This window comes from Motilibacter peucedani, assembly GCF_003634695.1.
In the GTDB taxonomy this organism is placed as follows: domain Bacteria; phylum Actinomycetota; class Actinomycetes; order Motilibacterales; family Motilibacteraceae; genus Motilibacter; species Motilibacter peucedani.
Genome location: NZ_RBWV01000014.1, coordinates 141,291 through 158,636, shown reverse-complemented (window position 1 = coordinate 158,636; position 17,346 = coordinate 141,291). Strand labels below are relative to the sequence as shown.

General features: G+C 74.3%; 13 protein-coding genes and 1 tRNA gene. 2 read left to right on the top strand and 12 right to left on the bottom strand.

Annotated elements, in window-relative coordinates; all coding sequences use genetic code 11:
* Positions 1 to 11 precede the first annotated feature (11 nt).
* The 6 genes from CLV35_RS20190 to CLV35_RS15735 form a co-directional block, all read right to left on the bottom strand.
* On the bottom strand, positions 12 to 185 hold the full coding sequence (locus tag CLV35_RS20190) for a DUF6104 family protein (RefSeq protein WP_183062025.1): 174 nt from the start codon (positions 183 to 185) through the stop codon (positions 12 to 14).
* Positions 186 to 192: 7 nt separating this feature from the next.
* Positions 193 to 4,011: a multifunctional oxoglutarate decarboxylase/oxoglutarate dehydrogenase thiamine pyrophosphate-binding subunit/dihydrolipoyllysine-residue succinyltransferase subunit gene (locus CLV35_RS15755; RefSeq protein ID WP_121194463.1), complete on the bottom strand. Its 3,819-nt coding sequence runs from the start codon at positions 4,009 to 4,011 to the stop codon at positions 193 to 195.
* Positions 4,012 to 4,184: 173 nt separating this feature from the next.
* The gene (locus CLV35_RS15750; RefSeq protein ID WP_121194462.1) at positions 4,185 to 4,721 is read right to left on the bottom strand and encodes a DsbA family oxidoreductase; all 537 of its coding nucleotides are present in this window, start codon (positions 4,719 to 4,721) and stop codon (positions 4,185 to 4,187) included.
* The gene (locus CLV35_RS15745; protein WP_121194461.1) at positions 4,718 to 5,839 is read right to left on the bottom strand and encodes a baeRF2 domain-containing protein; all 1,122 of its coding nucleotides are present in this window, start codon (positions 5,837 to 5,839) and stop codon (positions 4,718 to 4,720) included. The genes CLV35_RS15750 and CLV35_RS15745 overlap by 4 nt, the downstream gene beginning before the upstream one ends.
* Positions 5,836 to 6,456, bottom strand: a complete 621-nt coding sequence (locus CLV35_RS15740; RefSeq protein ID WP_121194460.1) for a nucleotidyltransferase — start codon at positions 6,454 to 6,456, stop codon at positions 5,836 to 5,838. The genes CLV35_RS15745 and CLV35_RS15740 overlap by 4 nt, the downstream gene beginning before the upstream one ends.
* A 43-nt stretch (positions 6,457 to 6,499) precedes the next feature.
* Positions 6,500 to 7,255 carry an NAD-dependent epimerase/dehydratase family protein gene (locus tag CLV35_RS15735; RefSeq protein WP_121194459.1) on the bottom strand — a complete coding sequence of 252 codons (756 nt, stop codon included), beginning with the start codon at positions 7,253 to 7,255 and terminating at the stop codon, positions 6,500 to 6,502.
* Between the two features lie 99 nt (positions 7,256 to 7,354).
* Here CLV35_RS15735 and CLV35_RS15730 point away from each other — a divergent pair, with 99 nt between their 5' ends.
* Together CLV35_RS15730 and CLV35_RS15725 are read left to right on the top strand one after the other, a co-directional pair.
* Positions 7,355 to 7,768 (top strand): DUF2795 domain-containing protein, encoded by a 414-nt coding sequence (locus tag CLV35_RS15730; RefSeq protein WP_121194458.1) that lies wholly within the window; start codon positions 7,355 to 7,357, stop codon positions 7,766 to 7,768.
* A 100-nt stretch (positions 7,769 to 7,868) separates the two neighbouring features.
* Positions 7,869 to 9,533, top strand: a complete 1,665-nt coding sequence (locus tag CLV35_RS15725; protein ID WP_121194457.1) for an MDR family MFS transporter — start codon at positions 7,869 to 7,871, stop codon at positions 9,531 to 9,533.
* Here CLV35_RS15725 and CLV35_RS15720 read toward each other — a convergent pair.
* From CLV35_RS15720 to CLV35_RS15695, 6 genes are all read right to left on the bottom strand, one after another.
* Positions 9,530 to 11,836 carry a putative bifunctional diguanylate cyclase/phosphodiesterase gene (locus tag CLV35_RS15720; protein ID WP_121194456.1) on the bottom strand — a complete coding sequence of 769 codons (2,307 nt, stop codon included), beginning with the start codon at positions 11,834 to 11,836 and terminating at the stop codon, positions 9,530 to 9,532. The genes CLV35_RS15725 and CLV35_RS15720 overlap by 4 nt on opposite strands.
* The gene (locus CLV35_RS15715; protein WP_121194455.1) at positions 11,833 to 12,879 is read right to left on the bottom strand and encodes a GNAT family N-acetyltransferase; all 1,047 of its coding nucleotides are present in this window, start codon (positions 12,877 to 12,879) and stop codon (positions 11,833 to 11,835) included. Before CLV35_RS15715 ends, CLV35_RS15720 begins: the two co-directional genes overlap by 4 nt.
* Positions 12,876 to 15,188, bottom strand: a complete 2,313-nt coding sequence (locus CLV35_RS15710) for a putative bifunctional diguanylate cyclase/phosphodiesterase (RefSeq protein ID WP_121194454.1) — start codon at positions 15,186 to 15,188, stop codon at positions 12,876 to 12,878. The genes CLV35_RS15715 and CLV35_RS15710 overlap by 4 nt, the downstream gene beginning before the upstream one ends.
* 95 nt (positions 15,189 to 15,283) lie before the next feature.
* Positions 15,284 to 16,144, bottom strand: coding sequence for an EamA family transporter (locus CLV35_RS15705; protein ID WP_121194453.1), 861 nt, complete (start codon positions 16,142 to 16,144; stop codon positions 15,284 to 15,286).
* A gap of 139 nt (positions 16,145 to 16,283) precedes the next feature.
* Positions 16,284 to 16,355: transfer RNA gene (locus tag CLV35_RS15700), tRNA-Arg, on the bottom strand.
* Positions 16,356 to 16,425: 70 nt separating this feature from the next.
* Positions 16,426 to 17,286: an aldo/keto reductase gene (locus tag CLV35_RS15695; protein ID WP_121194452.1), complete on the bottom strand. Its 861-nt coding sequence runs from the start codon at positions 17,284 to 17,286 to the stop codon at positions 16,426 to 16,428.
* Positions 17,287 to 17,346 lie beyond the last annotated feature (60 nt).

Sequence of the window (17,346 nt, the reverse complement as noted above, 5' to 3'; positions counted from 1 at the left end):
GAGAGGGAGAGCTAGTCCTCGTCGTCGGCGCGGGCGAGCCAGGTGGCGAGCCGCTCGACGGGCACCTCGAACTCCGGGTTCAGGTCGACGAACAGGCGCAGCCGCTCGGCGAGCCACGCCAGGGTGACCTCCTCGTCACCCCGGCGGGTCTCGAGCTCCTCGAGCCCGCGGTCGCTCGCGTACACCTGCGGCTCAGCGCTCGAACGCCGCGGTGACCAGCGCGCGCTGCTCGGCCTCGTGCGCCCGGTGCGAGCCGACGGCGGGGGAGGCCGACGCGGCGCGGGAGACCCGGCGCAGCGGTCGCCCGCCCAGGTGGCCGGGCAGCGTGAGCAGGATGTGAGCCCACGCGCCCTGGTTCTGCGGCTCGTCCTGCACCCACACCAGCTCCGCGCCGGGGAACGCCGACACCGCGGCGACCATCTCGTCGACCGGCAGGGGAGCGAGCTGCTCGAGCCGGACGATGGCGGTGCGGGTGTCCTCGCGCTTGGTGCGCTCGGCGAGGAGGTCCCAGTAGACCTTGCCCGAGCAGAGCAGGATCCGGTCGACCGAACCCGGGTCGAGCGGCTGCTCCTCGGGGATGACCGGCCGGAACGAGCCGCTGGTCAGGTCGTCGGGGTGCGAGACCGCGGCGCGCAGGCGCAGCATCGACTTCGGCGTCGCGACCACGAGCGGGCGGCGCGGCTCGTGGTAGGCCTGCCAGCGCAGCAGGTGGAAGTAGCTCGCCGGGGTCGAGGGCTGCGCGACCGTCATGTTGTCCTCGGCGCACAGCTGGAGGAACCGCTCGATGCGCGCGGAGGAGTGGTCGGGGCCCTGGCCCTCGTAGCCGTGCGGCAGCAGCAACACGACCGAGGAGCGCTGGCCCCACTTCTGCTCCGAGGACGAGATGAACTCGTCGACGATGGTCTGGGCGCCGTTGACGAAGTCGCCGAACTGCGCCTCCCACAGCACCAGCGCCTCGGGCCGGGCCACCGAGTAGCCGTACTCGAAGCCCATCGCCGCGAACTCCGAGAGCAGCGAGTCGTAGACGAAGAAGCGGCCCTGGCCCTCGCCGAGGTTGGCCAGCGGGGTCCACTCGTCGCCGGTCACCTTGTCGGTGAGCACCGCGTGGCGCTGGACGAAGGTGCCGCGGCGGCTGTCCTGGCCGGCCAGGCGCACGGGCACGCCCTCGAGCAGGAGCGAGCCGAACGCGTAGAGCTCGCCCATGCCCCAGTCGATGCCGCCGTCGGTCGCCATCGCGGCGCGCTTCTCGAGCAGCGACTTGAGCTTCGGGTGCACGGTGAAGCCGTCGGGGATGTTGACGTGGGCGTCGGACACCCGCTTGACGACCTCGGTGGAGACCGCGGTCGCGCGCGGCGCCTCGTGGCTCGGGCGGTGCTGCTCGTCGGGGGCCTCGAGCGCGGCCGGGGTCGAGGACGCCTCGCGGGTCTCGACGAACACGCGCTCGAGCTGCTCCTGGTAGTCGCGCAGCGACTGCTCGGCGTCCTCGACGCTGATGTCGCCGCGCCCGATGAGCGCCTCGGTGTACAGCTTGCGCACCGAGCGCTTCTGCTCGATGAGGGAGTACATCAGCGGCTGGGTCATCGAGGGGTCGTCGCCCTCGTTGTGGCCGCGGCGGCGGTAGCAGACCATGTCGATGACGACGTCCTTGCGGAACTGCTGCCGGAACTCGAACGCGAGCCGGGCGACGCGTACGCACGCCTCCGGGTCGTCGCCGTTGACGTGGAAGATCGGCGCCTGGATCATGCGTGCCACGTCGGTGGAGTAGAACGACGAGCGCGAGGACGCGGGCGAGGTCGTGAAACCGACCTGGTTGTTGACGATCACGTGGATCGAGCCGCCGGTGCGGTAGCCGCGCAGCTGCGAGAGGTTGAGCGTCTCGGCCACGACGCCCTGGCCGGCGAACGCCGCGTCGCCGTGCACGAGCACCGGCAGCACGCTGTAGCCGGCGTCGCCGCCGCCCTTGTTGAGCCGGTCCTGCTTGGCACGGGCGATGCCCTCGACCACCGGGTCGACCGCCTCGAGGTGCGAGGGGTTCGCCGCGAGGTAGACCCCGCACTGCTTGCCGCTGGCGCCGGTGAAGGTGCCCTGGGTGCCCAAGTGGTACTTCACGTCGCCGGAGCCCTGGACGGAGCGGGGGTCCTGGTTGCCCTCGAACTCGCGGAAGATCTGGGCGTAGCTCTTGCCCGCGATGTTGGCGAGCATGTTGAGCCGGCCGCGGTGGGCCATGCCGATGACGGCCTCGTCGATGCCGGCCTCGGCCGCCTCGTCGAGCACGGCGTCGACCAGCGGGATCAGCGACTCGCCGCCCTCGAGCGAGAAGCGCTTCTGGCCCACGAACTTGGTCTGCAGGAACGTCTCGAACGCCTCAGCAGCGTTGAGCCGGCGCAGGATGCGCAGCTGCTCCTCGCGGTCGGGCTTGTCCTGGACGTGCTCGACCTTGGCCTGGATCCAGCGGCGCTGCTCGGGGTCCTGGATGTGCATGTACTCGAGCCCGACGCGCCGGCAGTAGGCGTCGCGCAGGGCGCCGAGGATGTCGCGCAGCGGCGCCATCGGCTTGCCGCCGAAGCCGCCCGTGGCGAACTCGCGGTCGAGGTCCCAGAGCGTGAGCCCGTGGTTGACGACGTCGAGGTCGGGGTGGCTGCGCTGGCGGAACTCCAGCGGGTCGGTGTCGGCCATGAGGTGGCCGCGCACGCGGTAGGCGTGGATCAGCTCCTGGACCCGGGCCTGCTTGGTGATGTCGTCCTCGTGCGAGGCGGGGACGTCCTTGGCCCAGCGGACCGGCTCGTAGGGTATGCGCAGCGCGCGGAAGATCTCGTCGTAGAAGCCGTCCTCGCCCAGCAGCAGGGCGTGGACCCGGCGCAGGAACTCGCCCGAGAGCGCGCCCTGGATGATGCGGTGGTCGTAGGTGCTGGTGAGCGTGAGCACCTTGCTGACCGCGAGGCGCGCCATCGTCTCGGTCGACGCGCCTTGGTACTCGGCCGGGTAGTCCATCGCGCCGACGCCGACGATCGCGCCCTGGTTCTTCATCAGGCGCGGCACGGAGTGCACGGTGCCGATGGTGCCGGGGTTGGTCAGGCTGATCGTCGTGCCGGCGAAGTCGTCGGCCGTCAGCTTGTTGGCGCGCGCCCGGCGCACCACGTCCTCGTAGGCCGCCCAGAACTGCGAGAAGTCCATGGTGCCGGCGTTCTTGATCGCCGGGACGAGCAGCTGGCGGGTGCCGTCGGGCTTGGGCATGTCGATCGCCAGCCCGAGCCCGATCTGGCCGGGGCGGGAGACGGCCGGCTTGCCGTCGACCTCGGTGTAGGCGGCGTTCATGTCGGGCATCGCGGCGACCGCGCGCACGACGGCGAAGCCGATCAGGTGGGTGAAGGAGACCTTGCCGCCGCGGCCGCGCTTGAGGTGGTTGTTGATGACGATGCGGTTGTCGATGAGCAGCTTGGCCGGCACGGCGCGCACGCTGGTCGCGGTGGGGACCTCGAGCGAGGCCTCCATGTTGGTGACGACCCGCGCGCTCGGACCGCGCAGCGGCGTGACCGACGGCTCGACCTTGGCGGGCGCTGCGGGCGCGGGGTCGGCGCCGGGGGTCGCCGGGGTCGGCGAGACGACGGTGGAGACCTGCGCGGGGACCGCCTGCGGGCGGGGTGCCGGTGCCTTCACGGCCTCCGGGGCGGGCGCCTGCGCGGCGGGTACGGCTGCGGCGGCCGCAGGAGCGGCCGGCGGCTGGGCGGCGGGTGCAGGAGCGGCGGGTGCCGGAGCGGCGGGTGCCGGAGCAGCGGGTGCCGGAGCGGCGGGTGCCGGAGCAGCAGGTGCCGGGGCGGCGGGTGCGGCAGCGGGTGCAGGAGCGGGCGAGGCGGCGCCGTCAGCGCCCTTGCCGTAGCCGGCGAAGAAGTCCCACCACGCCTTGTCGACCTTGTTGGGGTCCTGGAGGTACTGCTGGTACATCTCTTCGACCAGCCACTCGTTGGGACCGAAGTCCGCGAGGGGTCCTTGTGAGGACGTGGGCTGTGACACGGCGACGTTCGCCTACTTCCGCAACGATTCGACACGACCGGGTTGACCGGCCCAGGGCAGCCGTGCTCCAGGCTATCCGCACCTCTCGCGCCGCGGGCAGTCGGCACGCGACCAGCACGTGCCGACCCCGCGACGCGCACGGCGAGGGGCGGGGCAGAGGTCCCTCGAGGGGCTCACTCGCCGGGGTCGAGGGCCCGGCGCAGCAGCTCGTCCCACACCTGCGGGTCGCCGCCGGCCCCGGGGTTGAACACCGAGGTCCCGTCGGCCAGGCGCACGTGCGGGCTGCCCTCGATGCCGAGCTCGGGCACCAGCGCCCAGTCGGCGTCGACCGCGGCCGCACCGCGCTCGAGCAGGCCGGCGAGCTCGTCGGCGTCCACGCCCGGCACCGCGCCCGCCGCCTCGAGGACGGCCTCGCGCGAGGTCGCGTCGACGCCCTGGCGCAGCGCCCAGTCGAGCTCCTCGCCGGCCTCGAGCCCGTAGCGCTCCGACGCCGCGCGCACCGCCGCGAGCCCCACCCGGGTCTCGGGGTGGCCCGGCGAGGCGGTCTCCAGCGGGAAGGCCCGGTGCTCGAGGTGGACGTCGAGCTCGAGGCCCAGCGCGGCGCGCGTCTCGCGCAGCGCGGCGACCGCCTCCGTCGCGTAGGGGCACGACAGGTCGCTCCAGACCTGCACCGTGCCGGGCGCCACCGGCGCCGGGTGCGGGGTGCTCACGAGGTCGACGCGTCGGCGTAGCGCAGCAGGGCACCGACCCCGTCGCGGAGGTCCAGCCTGCCGCCGGGCACCACGACCACGCCGGCGTCGCTGCCGACCGCCGCGCGCAGCAGGGCGGCGTCAGCGCGCACCTCGCGCACCTGCTCGACGCCCATGTCCTGCAGCGCCTGCTGCGAGGAGGCCACCTGCACCGGGTCCGGGCCGACCCAGAGAGGCGACTCGTCCTCGAACCCGGCCGTCACGAGCAGGGTGTCGACCTGCGCCTTCTGCAGCGCCTCGACCACGGCCGCGCGGCCGCTGAGCGCCGCGCCGTGGCCGGCACCGGTCTGCTGGCGGTAGCGGGACACCGGGTCCTCGGCGTCGCGCACGACGTGGGCAGCGAGCACCCGCCCGAGCTCCTCCTGCAGCGCCTGCTCGTCGGTGCCCTCGGCGCGCCCGCCGGTCCCGAGCGCCACGAACGCGCGCTGCCCGTGCTGGCCCAGGGAGTCGCGGAAGCGCTCCGCCGCCTTGACGTCGCCCGCGACGGCCAGCACCTCGATGCCGGTGCGGGCGAGGATCGCGTCCACCTCGTGGGCCACGCGTGCGGCGTTGGCGTCCCAGAGGTTGTCGGTGCGGTGCTCGTACTTCAGCGCCGCCCAGTCGCCGGCCCCGGTCTTGTGCAGGTTCTCCTCGCCGCCGGAGACCGTCTCGTGCTCGCGGGTCTCGCCCGTGGGCCCGACCACGTCGATGTCGGCACCCTCGCGGTCGATGCGCACCAGCACGTACGGTGCGGTGCGTCCCAGCGCCACGACCAGCGGCGCGAGGTCGGGGAGGGCGCCGAAGGCGGCCCGCTCGGGCGCCCGCACCGGCAGCACAGAGGTGTAGCGCAGCCCCTGCTCGTCGGCGACCAGCACGAGCGTCGCGTCGCCGGCCAGGCGCGTCGGCGCGAGCGCCACCGGCTCCATCGCCTCGAGGGCACCGGCGGGGGCGCCGGCCGCGCGCAGCTGGTCCTTGATCGCGGCCCAGCGCAGCTCGACCTCGTGAGCCCCGGTCTCGGTGCTGCGGGTCGCGTCGAGGTAGGCGGTGGCGAAGGGCCCCTCCGCCTCGTAGAGCGGGCGCAGTTGGGACAGCCGGGTCATGCGGTCTCCTCATAGGTGTCGGGTACGTGCTCGAGGTGGGGTGCCGCGACGGTGCCGGTCCCCGACGCGCCGTCGGTGATGCCGAGGCCGTCGGTGAGCACCAGGAAGGCGCGGGCGTAGGGCGACGCGGCGGTCGCCGAGACGACGCGGTCCCAGTCGACCTGCTCGCGCAGAGCGCGCGAGACGGCCAGCATCGGGGCGAAGTCGCAGTGGTGGGCGGAGAAGGCGAGCAGCTTGCCGATGACGATGTCGCTCGCGTCGAGCACCGGCATGCGCACGGAGCCGACCTCGACCTCGTCGGCGCGCTCGAGCATCTCGAGGTCGACCGGGCGTCCGTTCATCTGGTGGATGAGGTCCACCAGCCGCGAGTCGTGGAAGACCTTGACCAGCCAGTCCTCGGGGCACTCCTCGTGGCTGAGCCCGGCCTCGGTGAGGGCGGCGACCGCGCGGCTGACGTCCTCCTCGCGCAGGAAGAAGTCGGTGTCGTGGACGCTCGGCGGCCCGCCACGCGCGTAGACGGCGTAGCCGCCCGCCAGGGCGAACGGGATGCCCGCCTTCTTCAGCGTCACCGCGACGAGCTTGGTCGTCTCGATGAGGTCCGGCTCCACCTCGCTCATGGCACGGTCCCTACCCGCGTCGCCCGTCGGGACACCCGGGTGGTCAGCGCAGCAGGCACGTCGTGGTCTGCTCGCCGGGCGCGACCGTGGCGGCGTACCTCTCGGAGTCGAGGATGGGCGCGTAGCCCAGGTCGTGGCGCGCGTTGCCGGCGTCGAAGTGCTGCCGGGTGTTCGCCGAGACGCCGAAGTAGACGCCGAAGTGCACCTGCGTCTCCAGGGAGCGGCGCACCAGCTGCTGCAGGTCGCTCGGGCCCAGCCACGCGGCGAGCTGGCCGGCGTGCACCGGCTCTGGCCGGGTGGCGCCGAGGCGCAGTCCGATGGTGCTGAGCCCGGCGCGCCGCGAGTAGACGCGGGCGAGCGCCTCGTCGAACGCCTTGGTGGCGCCGTAGGCGCAGCACGGGGCCGGCGGCCACAACGGGTTGACCGGCACCTGGCCGTCGCTCTCGTACTGGCCCATCGCGTGGATGGAGCTCGCGTAGACCACGCGGCCGACGTGCGCGCGGCGGGCTCCCTCCAGCAGTGAGCGGAAGGTGTCCACGTTGCTGTGCTCGAGGGAGTCCCACGGCGCGTCGGGCCGCGGGTCGCCCGCGAGGTGGACCACGGCGTGCACGCCGTCCACGGCCTCCTCGAGGACCTCGGGGTCACCGAGGTCGCCGACGACCAGCGGGCCGGGCAGGGCGCGTCCCGTCGGCACCTCGCGGTCGGTCAGCCGCAGGTCGTAGTGGTGGGCGAGGCCGGGGAGCAGCTGGCCGGCGACCGAGCCGCCGGCGCCGGTGACGAGGACGGTGCGCGCGCTCATGGCGAGCGGATGCCCGGAGGGCGGGCTCCCAACCACGCGCCGCGACGGGCCCGCGGGGGGGGGGTTGGGCCGTGGCGGCGGGTGGGTACTCGCTCGGGCATGAGCATCGAACGCGGAAGCGACAAGCACGGCGCCATGCGCGACGACGCCCTCGCCGGCGAGGTCGAGGGCCTGGTGCGCAGCGGGCACTCCACGCACGCCGAGGAGTGGCGCGACCCCGAGCCCTCGGGCGAGGACCAGCGTGGCACCGGCGTGGCGCCCGACGAGGCGCTCACCGGCGGCGTGCCCGACGGCATCACGCCCGACGAGGTCGAGCAGCGCAGCACGCTCGCGCAGTACCTCGGCAAGGAGGTGTGGCCTGCCGCCGCCGCCGACCTGCGCGCCCTCGCGGAGGAGCGCAGCGCACCCGACTCGGTGCTGGCGCAGCTGCGCCGGCTGCCCGACGGCCAGGACTACGAGAACGTCGAGCAGGTCTGGCAGGCGCTGGGCGGCGGGCGCGAGTCCCGCTCCTGACCCCTGACCTCCGCTCCGGGCGGCTTCGTATGCAGTTGCCCGGGGCAGGCGGAGGCTGGGAGACTCGTCGGCTGCACGCCACATCGAGGAGGACGGGCTGATGACAGCCACCGCCGCATCGCACAACCCCTCAGCACCGGGCGGTGAGCGCGGCGGCTTCTCGCACCGCGAGATCGTCACCATCATCGTCGGCCTGATGCTGGGCATGTTCCTCGCCGCGCTCGACCAGACCATCGTGTCGACGGCGATCCGCACCATCGCCGACGACCTGCACGGCTTCTCGATCCAGGCGTGGGCGACCACTGCCTACCTCATCACCTCGACGATCTCGACGCCGCTCTACGGCAAGCTGTCGGACATCTACGGGCGCAAGCAGTTCTTCCTGCTGGCCATCATCGTCTTCATCGTCGGGTCGGCGCTGTGCGGGCTCGCGCAGGACATGTACCAGCTGGCCGGGTTCCGCGCCCTGCAGGGCCTCGGCGCCGGCGGCCTCTTCTCGCTCGCCCTCGCGATCGTCGGCGACATCGTGCCGCCCCGCGAGCGCGCGAAGTACCAGGGCTACTTCCTCGCCGTCTTCGGCACCTCCAGCGTCCTCGGCCCGCTGCTCGGCGGCTTCTTCGCCGGCCAGGGCTCGGTGCTCGGCATCACCGGCTGGCGCTGGGTCTTCTGGATCAACGTGCCGATCGGCCTGGTGGCGACCGCCGTCGTGATCCGCGTCCTGCACCTGCCGGTGCAGCGCAGCACCCACCGCATCGACTGGCCGGGTGCGACCGCGCTCGTCGTCAGCCTCGTCCCGCTGCTCACCGTCGCCGAGCAGGGCCGCACGTGGGGGTGGGGTTCCGGCCGGGCGCTGCTCTGCTACGCGATCGGCGTCGTGGGCCTGGTCGCCTTCCTGCTCGCGGAGCGGGCCTACGGTGACGAGGCGCTGCTGCCGCTGAGGCTGTTCCGCAGCCGCACCTTCTCCGTCGCGAGCCTCAGCAGCGCGATCCTCGGCATGGCGATGTTCGGCGGGCTGCTCGTCCTGCCGCTCTACCTGCAGGTCGTCAAGGGCTCGTCGCCGACCAGGGCGGGTCTCCAGACGCTGCCGCTGGTGCTCGGCATCATGGCGGGCTCGGTGCTCTCCGGCCAGCTGATCGCCCGCACGGGCCGCTACCGCGTCTTCCCGATCGTGGGCAGCGCCCTGATGGTGCTCGCGCTGTTCCTCTTCTCCTTCGTCGGCGCCGACACGCCGATGTGGCGGATCATGCTCGTCATGGTCGTGATGGGCCTCGGCCTGGGCGGCAACATGCAGCCCGTCATCACCGCGGTGCAGAACGCCTCGTCGCCGCGCGAGATCGGCGTCTCGACCTCGGCCGTGACGTTCTTCCGCCAGATGGGCGGCACCGCCGGCGCCGCGATCTTCCTCTCGGTGCTGTTCAGCACCGTGGGCGGCAAGATCGGCTCCGCGCTGAGCAAGGCCCAGCAGACGCCGGCGTTCACGGCGGCGCTGCGCGACCACCCCGACCAGGCGAAGATCCTCAGGCAGAGCGCCGGGGGCGGTTCCTCGCTCGACGACACCTCGTTCCTCAAGCGGCTCGGCACGACGCTCGCCCACCCGTTCAAGACCGGCTTCGCCGACGCGATGGACAACGTCTTCCTGGCTGCCAGCGGCATCATGCTGGTCGGGCTCGTCGTGGTCTGGTTCCTGCCGGAGCTGCCGCTGCGCAACCGCTCCGGCGTGCAGGCCCGCGAGGAGGACGCGGCCGTCGCCGCCGGTCCGGCCTAGCCCGCGACCGCCTCCTCGGCCCTTCGCTGCGCGGTCAGCAGCCCATCTAGCTCGTCCTGCGGGACCGCCGCGCCGAGGTGCGGGCCCTGCGCGGCGTTGAACCCGAGCTCGCGCGCGGCCGCGAACGACGCGGCGTCCTCGACGCCGCCGAGCACCAGCGGCTTGCCGAGGGCGTGCGCGAGCTCGACGACCGCGCCGACCAGGCGCCGGGTCGCGGGCTCGTGCGCCAGCCCCGCCGAGATCGCCGGGTCGAGCTTGATGGCGTCGAACGGCAGCGTCCGCAGCTCCACCAGCGACAACGTGCCGGTGCCGAAGCAGTCGACGGCGACGCGTACGCCTCGGCGCCGCAGCTCCTCGAGCGCTGAGACCGTGCGCGGGTCGCCCAGGGCGTTCTCCGGGAGCTCGAGCACGAGCTCCTGGCCGGGCCGCGCGCCGCGCGCCACGGCCTCGGCGACCACGCCGCGCGCCACGCTGGCCGGCGAGACGTCGATGCCGAGCGGGAGCACCTGCCCGGCGGCCTCCGAGAGCCGGGGAGCTGCCGCGGTCGCGGTCGCCAGCACCCACCGGGTGAGCTCGTCGACCAGGCCGGTCTCCTCGGCCAGCGGCACGAACGCCTCGGGCTCGAGCAGGCCGAGCTGCGGGTGCGCCCAGCGCACGTGGGCCTCGACACCGGCGAGCCGGCCGCTGACCACGCCGACGACCGGCTGGTAGTGGAGCACGAGCTCGCCGCGCGCAGCGGCCCCGCGCAGCTGGTCGCCGAGGACCTGGCGCGAGACCTGCCGGGCGTAGATCTCGGGCGTGCAGACGACCCACTGCGACTTGCCGGCCGACTTGGCTGCGTACATCGCGATGTCGGCCTGGCGGACGAGCTCGGCGGCCGGCGTGCCGTCCGCCGGCTCGGCCACGCCGACGCTGACGCCGACGTGGGCGTCGACCTGCCCGATCGGCACCGACGGGCGAAGGGCGTCGAGGATGCGGGCGGCGACCGCCTCGGCCTCGGCGCGGTCGACCCCCGGCAGCACGACGGCGAACTCGTCGCCGCCCATGCGGCCGAGCGAGTCGTCGGGCCGCAGGCAGCCGCGCAGGCGCCCGGCGACCGTGCGCAGCACCTCGTCGCCGGCGTCGTGGCCCAGCGTGTCGTTGACCTCCTTGAACCCGTCGAGGTCGCAGTAGAGCACGGCCGGGCGGCTCGGCAGCGCGAGCTCCAGGGCGGCCCGGAAGCTGCGGGCGTTCAGCAGCCCGGTGAGCGTGTCGTGGCCGGCGAGCTGCTCGAGCTCGCTGACCTGGCCGACGCGGCGCAGCGACTCGGCGGCCAGCGAGGCCAGCAGGTCGAGGGTGTGGGCGTCGTCAGCGGTGTAGGGCTCGCGGCTGCGCCGCTCACCTGCCACCAGGCTGCCGGCGCCCCCGGCCTCGGGCGCCGGCAGCAGCGCGACCAGTCCGCCGGGGGGCGCTCCGGCCGGCCGGCCGGCGGCCGCGCCCGGCAGGACCAGGCTCACGTCGTGCGTGCGCAGCGCGCCGCGGCCGGCCTCGAGGACGGCCGCGTGGACGTCCTCCGCGGTGCGAGCGCCCTGCAGGCTCGCGGCCCCGTCGAACAGCGCGCGCACGCGCAGCCGCTCCTCGTGCGTACGCGCGTAGGCGTAGCCGGCGAAGACGACCGTCGCGATCGGGACGGTGACGAGCGGGAACGCCCACGGCTCGTGGCGGAGCACCACCGCGCCGAGGTAGCCGAGGGCGGCGACGCCGCCGGCGCAGGCAGCGACCAGGCCGGCCGTCTCGTCCCAGAACGCCTCGCGCAGCGAGACGCGCCCGAGCAGCACCACGCCGAGCGCGGAGCCGGCGTAGTCGGCGGCGAAGTAGGCGAGCCCGGCCAGCGCGGCAGCGGCGACGCCGAGCGGGCCGGCCTCCCGCGAGTGGGGCACCAGCTCGACCGCGGCCAGGGCGCTCGTGCCCGCGACCAGGCAGAGCCCGACGTTGATGACGCGCACGGCGACCGGCCGCCCGGTGACCCAGACCTGCGCCAGCACCGAGCCGAGCGCCCACACGGGCAGGGCGGCGCCGGGTGCGGCGAAGCCGAGGAAGAGCAGCACGACGGAGTCGAGCTGGATGTCGATGCCCGCGGACTGGCGCAGGATCGTCAGCGGGAAGCGCGCGAGCACCGGCACGACGACGACCCCGAGCAGCACCCACAGCGAGGCGAACCGCGGCGGGTGCACGACGAGGGCAGCGGCGCCGACGCCGAGCAGCAGCGCGGCGTAGAGGTGCGCCACCCAGGGCGTGCGGGCGGGCGAGCCGGTGCGCGTCATCGCCCGGGCTCCGGCAGGCGCAGCTCCACGAGGGGCGCGCTCTCGTTGGCGGCGAGCAGCGTCTCGGGCGCGACACCGGTCATCCAGTCGAGCAGCTCGAGCTGCGGCGTGCTCAGCACCCGCTGCGCCACGGCGGCCTCGAGCAGGCGGCCGGGCGAGTACCTCGCCCACTCGGTGACGAAGCGCCCCTCCAGCACGCGGTAGGCCGGCGGCTCGAGCAGGCCCACCACGTAGGCCGCGAGCGCGTCGCCCAGGTGCAGGGTCGCGACCTCGACGACGCCGCTGGCGACCAGCCCGGTCAGGCGCGCGCGCCAGAGGGCGAGGCCGGCGGGGTCGTCGAGGACGCTGCGGAGACCGTGCTGGTGGTCGCGGTCGCGGTAGGCCGCCTCCATCTGCGGGAGGAGCGCCTCGATCGCCGCGGGAGAGGTCTCGAAGGCCGTGCGCACCGCGAGGCCGTCGGAGTCCGCCCGGTTGGCCGACTTGCGCAGCGTCTTGCGCAGCCCGTGCGAGAGGTAGTCGCGCAGGTCGTTGCTCGCGTCCCGGCGCAGCGCGGGCACGGGGTCCACGGCGGTGAGCGGTACGCCGGTGGCGCGCGACAGCTCGCGGGCCACCTCGTCGTCGGTGACGGGTCCGAGCACGACCTCGCCGCCGGCGGCGGCGCGCAGCAGCAGCTCGGGCGCCAGCGCGTCCGCGAGCAGGGCTGCGCTGGGCCCGTCCACGGCCGGCAGGCCGGCGCGGTGGCCGTCGCCGCCGCTGGCCAGGACGGTGCGGGTGCCCTCGGAGGTCGCGCGGTCGAGCAGCACGGCGGCGGCGTCGAGGCGGCCGGTCGCACCGCGTACGACCACGGCCCACGGCTCCTGCGGCTCGGCGGTGAGCACTGCCGCGCGGACCCAGGCACCGCTCGCGCTGGCGGGCAGGTCGCACGCGGTGCGCAGGGCCTCCAGCTCGGCGGCCAGGGCGCTGACGTCGGCCGCGCCGGCGACCAGCCGGACCTCCGACTCGCGCGCGAGCAGCGACCCGGTCGGCTCCAGCGTGGCGGTCACGGGCGCACCGCGGCGGCGGCGTCGGCGGCGGGGGCCGCGACCGCGCCGGAGTAGCCCGCGAGCCAGGTCTCCAGCTCGGCGGCGGGCAGGGCCTTGGCGTAGAGCCAGCCCTGCTCGACGTCGCAGCCGGCTGCGGCCAGCTCGTCGGAGGTCTCGACGTCCTCGACGCCCTCGGCGACCAGCCGCAGGCCGAGCGAGTGGGCCAGCCCGATGGTCGAGCGCACGATGGCGAGGGAGCGCTCGTCGACGACCATGCCCGAGACGAACGAGCGGTCGAGCTTGAGCTCGTCGATCGGCAGCTCCTTGAGGTAGGCCAGGGAGGAGTAGCCCGTGCCGAAGTCGTCGACCGAGATGCGGATGCCGCGGCTGCGCAGCCCGGCGAGGATGAGCTGGGCCCGCGCCCGGTCGGCCATGAGGAAGTCCTCGGTGATCTCGATCTCGAGCAGGGCCGCCGGCAGGTCGCGCTCGGCGAGCATGTCGCCGATGCGCGAGGGCAGGCGGCGGTCGACGAGGCTGGAGGCCGAGAGGTTGACGGCCGCTGCGAGCCGCAGCCCCTGGGCGTGCCACGCCGCGACCTGGTCGAGGGCGAGCGAGAGCACGCAGCCGGTCAGCTGCTCCATGAGGCCGGCGTCCTCGACGAGGGGCAGGAACGCGTCGGGGTAGAGCAGGCCCTTGGTCGGGTGCTGCCAGCGCACCAGGGCCTCGACGCTCGTGACCTGGCGGGTCAGGGTGTCGACCTTGGGCTGGTAGTGCAGGACGATGCCGCCGTCGACGAGCGCCGAGCGCAGCGCCTCGACCATCTCCAGGCGGTCGACGGCGAACTGGTCCTGCTCGGCGGCGTAGGCGAACGCGCCCAGCCGGCGGGTCTTGGCGTGGTACATCGCGACGTCGGCCTGGCGCAGCAGCGTCGGCAGCTCCGCGTCGGCGGCCGGCAGGCTGGCGATGCCGATGCTGGCCTCGACCCGCACGGTGATGCCGTCGAGCACGAGCGGCTCCTTGAGCGCGTCGCGCACCGCGCCGGCGACCTGCTCGGCGTCGTCGGCGGCCGGCCCCACGAGCAGGAAGGCGAACTCGTCGCCACCGAGGCGCACGACGTACTCCGCCTTGTGCCCGAGCACCCGGCGCAGGCGCGCGGCGACGTCGCGCAGCATCGCGTCACCCGCTTGGTGGCCGAGCGAGTCGTTGACCTCCTTGAAGCGGTCGAGGTCGAGCAGCAGCAGGGCGACGCCGGTCGTCCCGGGCAGGGCGCGCAGCCGCGCCGGGGCGCCGTCGTAGAGCGCACGCCGGTTGCCGAGGCCGGTGAGCTCGTCGGTGAGGGCGAGCTCGCGGCTGTTGGCCAGCGAGGCGACCTCGCGGAAGGTGACGACGAGGCGCAGCAGCGCGAGGACGACCGTCGCCGCAGCCAGCACGAAGGCGACGGGGTGCAGCGGGTGCACGTGGTCGAGCACCAGCAGGCTCAGCGCGGTGGTCGTCGCCAGCAGCGGCACCGACAGCAGCGCCCAGGTGGGCAGCCGCAGGCCGGTGGGGCGCGACGGCCACGCGGGCGAGGCGCCCATGACGACCGTCGCGAGCACCCACACGCCGTCGCCGAGGTGGCCGGACTCGTAGGTGCCGTTCGCGGTCGCGAACAGGTACTGCACGTCGGCGAGGACGAACAGCAGCATCCCCGCCGTGAGCAGCCAGAGGCCGAGCGGCGGGCGCCAGCGGTAGACCGACAGGGTCGAGACGATGACGAGCAGGAGGAGCAGGTCGAGCAGGGGGTACGCGGCGGTGGTCGCCACCGCGGCCCAGCTGCCGCCGGAGGTGGAGACGATCGGCCCGACGACGACGGCGGCCGTGACGGCGCCGACGGCCAGGCCGCCGACCAGCCCGTCGAGCCAGAGGCTCGCCGAACGGCGCTCGTCACCGCGGCGCAGCAGCAGCGTCAGGGCGGCGAAGGCGAGCGGGTAGAACGCGAGGAAGCAGGCGTCGGCCACCGACGGGAACGGCTGGTCGGCCAGGGGCCGCAGGAAGATCGTCCAGTAGACGTTGCCGGACCCGTAGACCGCGAGCCCGACGGTGATCAGGTGCGAGAGGCGGCGGCGGCCCGGCAGCTCGCGTCGCGAGCGCAGCCAGCTGATGACCGGCGCCATCGCGTAGGCGACGTTGTTGAGCAGGCCGTCGAGCAGCAGGCTGTAGCCACCGTGCGGGCGGACGCCGGGCACGGTGGACACGACGAAGGCGACCACCGGCAGCAGCGCCAGCAGCGTGGCGCGCCGCTCCCACCGCGTGGCTGCGCGCGGCTGGACGGCTCCCCGGCTTCCCGGCATGTGGCACCTCTCCTCGACTCCCCGGTCTCATCGGCTCCGGCCGCCGCCGTCGGATCAGCCGATCGGGGGACAGGGGCAGGGGAAAGGGCCGCGCCTCAGGCGCTCGCGCCGCCCAGCGCGATGCAGACGGCCGCGACGACCACGACGAGCACGCCGCCCGACTGCGGGCGGGAGAGCCGCTCTCGGTGCACCTGGCGGGCCAGCAGCACGGTGACGGCGGGGTAGAGCGAGGCGAGCACCGCGACCAGGCTCACCAGGCCGCGGCCGGCGGCCACCGCGTACGTCGCGGTGGCGGCGAGGTCGATGAGCCCCAGTCCCGAGAGGGTGAGCAGCGAGCGGGCGTCGAGCCGCAGCGGCCCCTCCTGCGCGGGGCGCGGGCGCACGCGCAGCGCGACGAGGACCGCGCCGAGCGCGGCGGCGCGCATGCCCAGCAGGCTCAGCAGCACCGAGTGCTGCGACGCCTGCGCCAGCCAGGTGATCTCGAGCCCGAACATGGCGGCGGCCAGCAGTGCGAGCAGCAGCGGGAGGCGGGCGCCGGCGCGCTCGCCGCCGAGGTCGGGCCCGGCCGCGCCCACGACCCCGGCCAGCGCGGCGACGACGCCGACCAGCTGGAGCAGCGTGGGTCGCTCGCCGGTGACCAGGGCCACGACGACGGGCACGACCATGCCGCAGGAGGCGACGGGCGCGACGACGCCCATGGTGCCGGTCGCCAGCGCGCGGTAGAACGCGGCCATGGCCAGCGCCCAGGCGAGCCCGGCGAGCAGCGACTCGGGCAGCCAGGCGAGCGAGCCCGCGTGCGGTGCGGACAGCAGTACGCAGGCGACGACGACGGCGGTCGCGGCGGCCTGCCCGACCGCGAGCACGACCAGCGTCGGCACGCGGCGGCTCAGCGTGCCGCCGAGGAAGTCGGAGGTGCCCCAGAGCAGGCTGGACAGCAGGGCGAGCAGGGCGACCATGGGGAGGGTGTCGACGCGCCGGGCCGCCGGCTGGAGCGTCCGGTCCGGATCCCTGCGGGCTGGATCCCTGCGGGCTGGATCCCTGCGGGCTGGATCCCTGCGGGCTGGATCCCTGCGGTCCGGACGGGAGGTGCGTGTGTGCCCCCGGCAGGATTCGAACCTGCGCTTTCGCCTCCGGAGGGCGACGCTCTATCCCCTGAGCTACGGGGGCTCGGGGCGCAGACGAGACTAGCAGCCCGCCTGCGCCCCTCAGACCTGCGTCGAGGTCAGCGCTGCCGTGCTCAGACCGCGTCGAGGGTCGCGAGCTCCTCGGCGCTGAGCACCAGGTCGACGGCCTTCACCGAGTCCTGGATCGTCTCGGGGCGGCTCGAGCCGGGGATCGGGATCACGACCGGCGACTTGGCCAGCTCCCAGGCCAGGCAGACCTGCTGGGCGCTGACGCCGTGCGCCTCGGCGACCTGCTGGAACGCGGCGAACTTGGAGCCGAGGTCGCCCGCGCCGCCGATCCCGCCGAGCGGGCTCCACGGCAGGAACGCGATGCCGAGCTCGTCGCAGAGCTGCAGCTCGGGCTCGCTCGAGCGGAAGGCGGGGGAGTACTGGTTCTGCACCGAGACCAGCCGGCCCCCGAGCAGCTCCTGCGCCTGGCGGATCTGGTCGGGGTTGGCGTTCGAGATGCCGGCGAGGCGGATCTTGCCCTCGTCGAGCAGCTCGCCGAGCACGCCGACCGGCTCGGAGTAGTCCACCTTCGGGTCGGGCCGGTGGTACTGGTAGAGCCCGATCGCGTCGACCCCGAGGCGCTCGAGCGACGCCTCCACCGCCTCGCGGATGTGCTTCGCCGAGCCGTCGACGGTCCACGAGCCGTCGCCGGGGCGCAGGTGGCCGCCCTTGGTGGCGACGAGGACGCTGCTGCTGTCTCCCGACCACGAGGCCAGCGCCTCGGCGATCAGCGACTCGTTGTGGCCGACCTCGTCGGCGCCGATGTGGTAGGCGTCGGCCGTGTCGATGAGCGTCACGCCGGCGTCGAGCGCGGCGTGGATGGTGCGGATCGAGCGGTCGCGGTCGGGGCGTCCCTCGATGGACATGGGCATGCCGCCCAGTCCGATCGCGCTGACCTCGACCCCGCCGATGCGACGTTGCTGCATGTGTCTCCCTCGTGCGGCACCCGGCTTCCGGGGTGCATCGATGAACTGCGTACGACCGCC

Bases quoted from the DNA above. Each gene is read 5' to 3' on its own strand.
- CLV35_RS15745 (WP_121194461.1), bottom strand. From the start codon at position 5,839: ATGACCCGGCTGTCCCAACTGCGCCCGCTCTACGAGGCGGAGGGGCCC.
- CLV35_RS15740 (WP_121194460.1), bottom strand. From the start codon at position 6,456: ATGAGCGAGGTGGAGCCGGACCTCATCGAGACGACCAAGCTCGTCGCG.
- CLV35_RS15735 (WP_121194459.1), bottom strand. From the start codon at position 7,255: ATGAGCGCGCGCACCGTCCTCGTCACCGGCGCCGGCGGCTCGGTCGCC.
- CLV35_RS15730 (WP_121194458.1), top strand. From the start codon at position 7,355: ATGAGCATCGAACGCGGAAGCGACAAGCACGGCGCCATGCGCGACGAC.
- CLV35_RS15725 (WP_121194457.1), top strand. From the start codon at position 7,869: ATGACAGCCACCGCCGCATCGCACAACCCCTCAGCACCGGGCGGTGAG.
- CLV35_RS15720 (WP_121194456.1), bottom strand. From the start codon at position 11,836: ATGACGCGCACCGGCTCGCCCGCCCGCACGCCCTGGGTGGCGCACCTC.
- CLV35_RS15710 (WP_121194454.1), bottom strand. From the start codon at position 15,188: ATGCCGGGAAGCCGGGGAGCCGTCCAGCCGCGCGCAGCCACGCGGTGG.
- CLV35_RS15705 (WP_121194453.1), bottom strand. From the start codon at position 16,144: ATGGTCGCCCTGCTCGCCCTGCTGTCCAGCCTGCTCTGGGGCACCTCC.
- CLV35_RS15695 (WP_121194452.1), bottom strand. From the start codon at position 17,286: ATGCAGCAACGTCGCATCGGCGGGGTCGAGGTCAGCGCGATCGGACTG.